Origin of the sequence: Mycobacterium simiae, from assembly GCF_008370645.1 — a bacterium.
GTDB classification, from domain to species: Bacteria; Actinomycetota; Actinomycetes; order Mycobacteriales; family Mycobacteriaceae; genus Mycobacterium; species Mycobacterium simiae_A.
The window spans coordinates 1-6,391 of the sequence record NZ_VTZN01000227.1 but is presented as its reverse complement, the minus strand read 5'-3'; the positions used below and the strand labels follow the sequence as shown (position 1 = coordinate 6,391).

The window sequence follows — 6,391 nt, the reverse complement described above, 5'->3', positions numbered from 1 at the left end:
CGCCGACCGATATGCGTCGGGATGGGAAGTCACGGTAGTTGCTCCGGGATGTGTGAAGGAACCTCAGACCGGCGCATCGCGGCCACCCGCGACGGGAAGCCGGTCTGGATCAGACCCCGTCGCGGCGTCCGAGGAGGAGCACCCGCTGCACGTTGTGCACTCTACCGCGAATGGCCTGATCACCAAAACCGCGGCGCCGGTCGCCGAGTGTGCACCGACGGCTTTGGGTGTGCGTTAAGGGCGAGGAAATCGCGAAAGTCCCACCCTGAGCGCACACGCAAAGCCGTGAGCGCGCACTCGATGCGCGTCCACGTATCCTGTTGTGGACTTAATCCAGGACCAGTACCTCGAATCCGAGACAGGACAAGATCAGTGGCGCTCGTCGTGCAGAAGTACGGCGGATCCTCGGTGGCCGACGCCGACCGGATTCGCCGCGTCGCCGAACGCATCGTCGAGACCAAGAAGCAGGGCAATGATGTGGTCGTCGTGGTCTCGGCGATGGGTGACACCACCGACGACCTATTGGACCTGGCCCAGCAGGTGTGCCCCGTCCCGCCGCCGCGGGAACTGGACATGCTGCTGACCGCCGGTGAGCGCATCTCCAACGCGCTGGTGGCCATGGCGATCGAATCCCTCGGCGCGAACGCCCGGTCGTTCACCGGCTCGCAGGCGGGCGTGATCACCACGGGAACTCATGGCAACGCCAAGATCATCGACGTCACGCCTGGCCGGCTGCAAGCCGCGCTCGAGCAGGGGCAGATCGTCCTGGTCGCCGGCTTTCAAGGGGTTAGTCAGGACAGCAAGGACGTCACCACCTTGGGCCGCGGTGGCTCAGACACCACAGCGGTCGCTTTGGCCGCGGCCCTGGGGGCCGACGTCTGCGAGATCTACACCGACGTGGACGGTATCTTCACCGCCGACCCTCGCATTGTGCACAACGCGCGCAGGCGCGACACGGTCACCTTCGAGGAGATGCTCGAAATGGCGGCCTGCGGCGCCAAAGTTCTCATGCTGCGTTGTGTGGAATACGCACGGCGCCATAACATTCCGGTGCACGTCCGCTCCTCGTATTCGGACAAGCCTGGCACCGTCGTTGTCGGATCGATCAAGGACATGCCGATGGAAGACCCCATTTTGACCGGAGTTGCGCACGACCGTAGCGAAGCCAAGGTGACGATTGTCGGGCTGCCCGACATCCCGGGGTATGCGGCCAAGGTGTTCCGGGCCGTCGCCGACGCCGACGTGAACATCGACATGGTGCTACAGAACATCTCCAAGATCGAGGACGGCAAGACCGACATCACCTTCACCTGTTCGCGCGACGTCGGTCCCACCGCGGTGGCCAAGCTGGACTCGCTGCGAGATGAGATCGGGTTCACCCAGCTGCTCTACGACGACCATATCGGCAAGGTGTCGCTGATCGGTGCGGGGATGCGCAGCCATCCCGGGGTCACGGCGACGTTCTGTGAGGCGCTGGCCGCGGTCGGGGTGAACATCGATCTGATCTCCACGTCGGAAATCCGGATCTCGGTGCTGTGCCGCGACACCGAGCTGGACAAGGCGGTGGTGGCGCTGCATGAGGCTTTTGGCCTCGGCGGTGAAGAGGAGGCCACGGTATATGCGGGGACGGGCAGATAGATGGTTGCGATCGGAGTAGTGGGCGCCACCGGTCAGGTGGGCCAAGTGATGCGCACGTTGCTCGATGAGCGCGGTTTCCCGGCGACTGAGGTGCGGTTCTTCGCCTCGGCCCGCTCCCAGGGCCGCAAGCTGCCGTTCCGCGGTCAAGAAATCGAGGTCGAAGACGCCGAGACCGCGGACCCGAGCGGGCTGGACATCGCCTTGTTCTCCGCCGGGGCAGCGATGTCACGGATGCAGGCGCTGCGGTTCGCGGCGGCGGGCGCGACGGTGATCGACAATTCTTCGGCGTGGCGCAAAGACCCCGAGGTGCCGTTGGTGGTGTCGGAGGTCAACTTCACGCGGGACGCGCACCGCCGCCCCAAGGGCATCATCGCCAACCCGAACTGCACCACCATGGCCGCCATGCCGGTGCTCAAAGCGTTGCATGACGAGGCTCAGTTGGTGCGCATAATCGCCTCGACCTATCAAGCGGTCTCCGGCAGCGGGCTGGCCGGTGTGGCCGAACTGGCCGCTCAGGCGCGCGCAGTCATCGACGACGCCGAAGCGCTGGTGCATGATGGTGCCGCGCTCGATTTCCCGGCGCCGCACAAGTACGTCGCGCCGATCGCGTTCAACGTGGTGCCGCTGGCCGGGTCTTTGGTGGACGACGGATCGGGTGAGACCGACGAGGACCAAAAGCTGCGGTTCGAGAGCCGCAAAATCCTAGGCATTCCCGACTTGGCGGTTAGCGGTACCTGCGTGCGGGTTCCGGTGTTCACCGGGCACTGCTTGTCCATCAACGCCGAGTTCGCCCGGCCACTCTCGCCTGACCGTGCTCGTCAGGTGCTTGACCGCGCACCGGGCGTCCAGGTGATCGAGGTGCCGACACCGTTGGCCGCCGCCGGCATCGACGAGTCGCTAGTCGGGCGTATCCGGCAGGACCCTGGTGTCCCCGACGGGCGTGGTCTGGCCGTCTTCATTGCGGGGGACAACCTGCGCAAGGGGGCGGCGCTCAACACCATCCAGATTGCCGAGCTGCTGGCCGCCGAGCTGTGATCCGCCGGTGCACCCCGCCTGGCTGACGCGGTGTTGGCTGCTAGCGGGTTTGTTTGTGCCGCAATTCTTCTGGATAGCTAAGGCCGATCCGCCGGCGCCCGCGCCCGCGCCGATCCTGCAGCCGCTGGCGCCGGGTCAAGTGCTGCGACTCGGGCCGACCGCCGGCACCGGAACACCAACCGGTGATTACGGCATCGGCGCCACCGACCTGTGCGAGTTCGTCGAGTTTCCCAGCCAGCTGCTGCAGGTTTGCGGCGACAGCTTTCCCGGGCAAGGCGTCGGGTTTGGCAAGGGCTACGCACCGATCGCGCTGCACGTCGACACTGCGTCGGTCGACGATCCGGCTGGGGTGCGTTACACCGGTGTCACCGGTATCAGCAAGCCGCTGCTGGCCGATCCCACGCCGCCGGAAACCTCGCAGCTGCCCGCCGGGGTGGTGCAGATCAACCGCCGTAACTACTTGATGGTGACCACCACGAAAGACCTCGAACCATTGAATTCGCGGTTGGTGGTTGCCGAACCGGCCCGCGGCAGCTGGCAGACCGTTCCGGGTTCCCGGCGTGACGCCTCCTACCGAGGCGGCGGGCAGACGCAAGTCAGCGGGTTCTACGACCCGGTTCCCACACCCGATTCGCCGACCGGGTGGGTGTACATCGTGTCCAACAGCTTCACCCGACGGCAACCGCTGGTCTTGTATCGGGCCACGCCGGAAGCGTTCACCGATCGGTCCCGGTGGCAAGGCTGGGCCGCCGGACCTGGGGGAGGTTGGAACAAGCCGCCGACCCCGCTGTGGCCCGACAAGGTCGGCGAGATGAGCATCAGGCAGCTCGACGGCGTCACGGTGTTGTCTTATTTCAACGCCAGTACCGGCGACATGGAGATCCGGGTGGCCAGCGACCCGACGTCGTTGGGCGACGCCCCAGTGACCACGGTGGTGCGACACGACGAGTGGCCCGATCCGGCGGAGAGCCTGCCCCCGCCGTTCGACAATCGGCTGGCGCAGCCCTACGGCGGCTATATTTCGCCTGGGTCGACCCTCGATGAGCTGCGAATCTTCGTCAGCCAGTGGGATACCCGCGTCCGGCAGACCGCTCCCTATCGGGTGATTCAGTTTGCGGTCAACCCATACAAGCCCGAGTAGCCCCGGCCTCTAGCTCACAGCTGCTACATAAGCTGCGCATAGCTGCCACCACTGGTTCCCAGGCATGATCCAACTTATGACTGAAACTTTTGAACCCCCAACCGCCCCTACGTCAACCGCGGTAGCGGCAACGCCGCCGCCGACTCCGCCGGAGCACAAAACTCCTCTGGTCTTCAAAGCGGCGGCGTGGGTGGCCATCGTCGCCGGAGTAGTGTTCATCGTCGCCGTCATTTTTTTCAGCGGGTTCTGGCTCGGCATGCAAAGCAGCTACGGCGGCGGCGGCCACCACCGTCACCACAAGCCGCACGCGATGATGCATCGGCCGGGTGGGCCAATGAATGGAACCATCCCGGTAACACCAGGCGAACCCAGCCAGCTGCCGTCTCCGGTTACGACACCTGGTCGTTGAACCGCCGTCACCGGCCCGGTGCTTTCTTGAGCACCGGGCACATCAAATCAGGACCGCGGGACCGCAACCCTTGCAGTGGTGATAGGTCGGAGCAATATTCGAACCATGAGCGAAATACCCGCATCCGCATCCCCACCGCATCCTGCTTCCACTGCCCCGCCGCCACCCCCGCCTAAAGAAAAGCTGCCGAGGCTTTACCAGGCCGCGGCGTGGGTGGTGATCGTCGCCGGCGTCATTTTCATCGCATCATCGCTCTTCTTCGCCGGCGCCATCGCGGTCGGATATGGCAGGTGCTATCACCATCGTCATTATCAGTACGACATGTACTGGCCCGCAGGACCTGGTGGCCCGGGTAGTCCCGGTCCATGGCCGGGATGGCAGTTCGGACCCCCGGGGCCGCCGCCGCCCGGGATGATCCCGGGTGGCCCGGGTGCCGGGACCGTGGGTCCCGGCACCCCTCAGACACCCAGTAACCCTAGCCCCAGCCCTGCGCCGCTACGGCCGTAACTGTTTCGGCGAAACGGCGCATACTGGGTCGCGTGACCTTCGTGTCGCGCGACCACGGCCCCGGCGTCCCGCTGTGGGATGCCGGGTTAGGCCGTGGCCGGTTGAAAGTTCTTTTCTCCCAAACCCGCTCATCACCCTGTGCGCGTATTTTCCGTTGAATCAGCCCAACTGACGAGGAGATAGCGAAATGACGGAGCGCTACACCACCACCGACGCCGGTGCCCCCGCCCCCAGCGACGACCAGTCGTTGACCGTCGGGCCCGACGGCCCGATCCTGCTGCAGGACCACTACTTGATCGAGCAGATGGCCATGTTCAACCGGGAACGCATTCCGGAACGCCAGCCGCACGCCAAAGGCGGTGGCGCATTCGGCCACTTCGAGGTGACCAACGACGTCAGCAGATACACCAGGGCCGCGGTGTTCCAGCCCGGCACCACAACTGAGACGTTGATCCGATTTTCTACCGTCGCCGGCGAGCGCGGCAGCCCGGACACCTGGCGGGATCCACGTGGGTTCGCGCTGAAGTTCTACACGTCGGAAGGCAACTTCGACATGGTCGGTAACAACACGCCGATCTTCTTCATCCGTGATCCGCTCAAATTTCAGCACTTCATTCGCTCCCAGAAGCGCCGAGCCGCCAACAACCTGCGCGACCACAACATGCAGTGGGACTTCTGGACCCTCTCACCAGAGTCTGCGCATCAAGTGACGTGGCTAATGGGAGATCGGGGCATCCCGAAGAGCTGGCGGCACATGAACGGCTACGGCAGCCACACCTACAGCTGGATCAATGCTGCCGGTGAGATCTTCTGGGTGAAGTACCACTTCATCACCGACCAGGGCATCGACTTCTTGACCCAGCAGGACGCCGACCGGCTGGCCGGTGCGGACGCCGACTACCACCAGCGGGACCTCTACGGAGCGATCGAGCGCGGCGATTACCCCAGCTGGACGCTCAAAATGCAGATCATGCCATTCGAGGAGGCCAAGACCTACCGGTTCAACCCCTTCGACCTGACCAAGGTATGGCCGCACGGCGACTATCCGTTGATCGATGTCGGCAAGCTGACGTTGAACCGCAACGTCACCGACTATCACACCGAAATGGAGCAGGCCGCGTTCGAGCCCAACAATATCGTGCCCGGCACCGGACTGAGCCCGGACAAGATGCTGCTGGCCCGCGGGTTCTCCTATGCCGACGCGCACCGGGCCAGGTTGGGCACCAATTACAAACAGATTCCGGTGAATTCGCCGCATGTGGAGGTCAACAGCTACTCCAAAGACGGTGCTATGCGGATCAAGAATGTGTCGGATCCGGTCTATGCGCCCAACTCGTTTGGTGGCCCGCAAGCCGACCCGGTGCGCGCCGCCGAGGTGCGCTGGATGGCCGACGGCGACATGGTCCGCGCCGCGTACACGCTGCGCGCGGAGGACGACGACTGGGGTCAAGCCGGCACCCTGGTCCGCGAGGTGCTCGACGATGCCGCCCGAGAACGCCTGGTGCACAACATCATTGGGCATGTATCCAAGGGGGTGCAGGAGCCGGTGCTGTCACGGGTGTTCGAGTACTGGCGCAACGTCGACCCCGATCTGGCCAAGTCGGTCGAGGAAGGCGTGCGGGCCAACCTGGGTTAGGGCCTCCAACGTCGAGTTGTCGGGC

At 64.7% G+C, this 6,391-nt stretch carries 6 protein-coding genes; all 6 read left to right on the top strand.

Annotation, left to right across the window (positions count from 1 at the left end):
• Positions 1 to 372: 372 nt before the first annotated feature.
• The 6 genes from F0Q45_RS23430 to F0Q45_RS23405 all read left to right on the top strand — a co-directional run bounded on the left by F0Q45_RS23430 (position 373) and on the right by F0Q45_RS23405 (position 6,366).
• Positions 373 to 1,638 (top strand): aspartate kinase, encoded by a 1,266-nt coding sequence (locus F0Q45_RS23430; RefSeq protein WP_149656179.1) that lies wholly within the window; start codon positions 373 to 375, stop codon positions 1,636 to 1,638.
• Positions 1,639 to 2,673 carry an aspartate-semialdehyde dehydrogenase gene (locus tag F0Q45_RS23425; RefSeq protein WP_149656178.1) on the top strand — a complete coding sequence of 345 codons (1,035 nt, stop codon included), beginning with the start codon at positions 1,639 to 1,641 and terminating at the stop codon, positions 2,671 to 2,673.
• Between the two features lie 7 nt (positions 2,674 to 2,680).
• Positions 2,681 to 3,814 (top strand): DUF4185 domain-containing protein, encoded by a 1,134-nt coding sequence (locus F0Q45_RS23420; RefSeq protein WP_149656177.1) that lies wholly within the window; start codon positions 2,681 to 2,683, stop codon positions 3,812 to 3,814.
• Between the two features lie 76 nt (positions 3,815 to 3,890).
• The gene (locus F0Q45_RS23415; protein WP_149656176.1) at positions 3,891 to 4,223 is read left to right on the top strand and encodes a hypothetical protein; all 333 of its coding nucleotides are present in this window, start codon (positions 3,891 to 3,893) and stop codon (positions 4,221 to 4,223) included.
• Between the two features lie 105 nt (positions 4,224 to 4,328).
• On the top strand, positions 4,329 to 4,730 hold the full coding sequence (locus F0Q45_RS23410; protein WP_149656175.1) for a hypothetical protein: 402 nt from the start codon (positions 4,329 to 4,331) through the stop codon (positions 4,728 to 4,730).
• 187 nt (positions 4,731 to 4,917) lie between these two features.
• Positions 4,918 to 6,366 (top strand): catalase, encoded by a 1,449-nt coding sequence (locus F0Q45_RS23405; protein ID WP_149656174.1) that lies wholly within the window; start codon positions 4,918 to 4,920, stop codon positions 6,364 to 6,366.
• Positions 6,367 to 6,391: the final 25 nt, after the last annotated feature.

Bases quoted from the DNA above. Each gene is read 5' to 3' on its own strand.
- F0Q45_RS23425 (WP_149656178.1), top strand. From the start codon at position 1,639: ATGGTTGCGATCGGAGTAGTGGGCGCCACCGGTCAGGTGGGCCAAGTG.
- F0Q45_RS23415 (WP_149656176.1), top strand. From the start codon at position 3,891: ATGACTGAAACTTTTGAACCCCCAACCGCCCCTACGTCAACCGCGGTA.
- F0Q45_RS23410 (WP_149656175.1), top strand. From the start codon at position 4,329: ATGAGCGAAATACCCGCATCCGCATCCCCACCGCATCCTGCTTCCACT.
- F0Q45_RS23405 (WP_149656174.1), top strand. From the start codon at position 4,918: ATGACGGAGCGCTACACCACCACCGACGCCGGTGCCCCCGCCCCCAGC.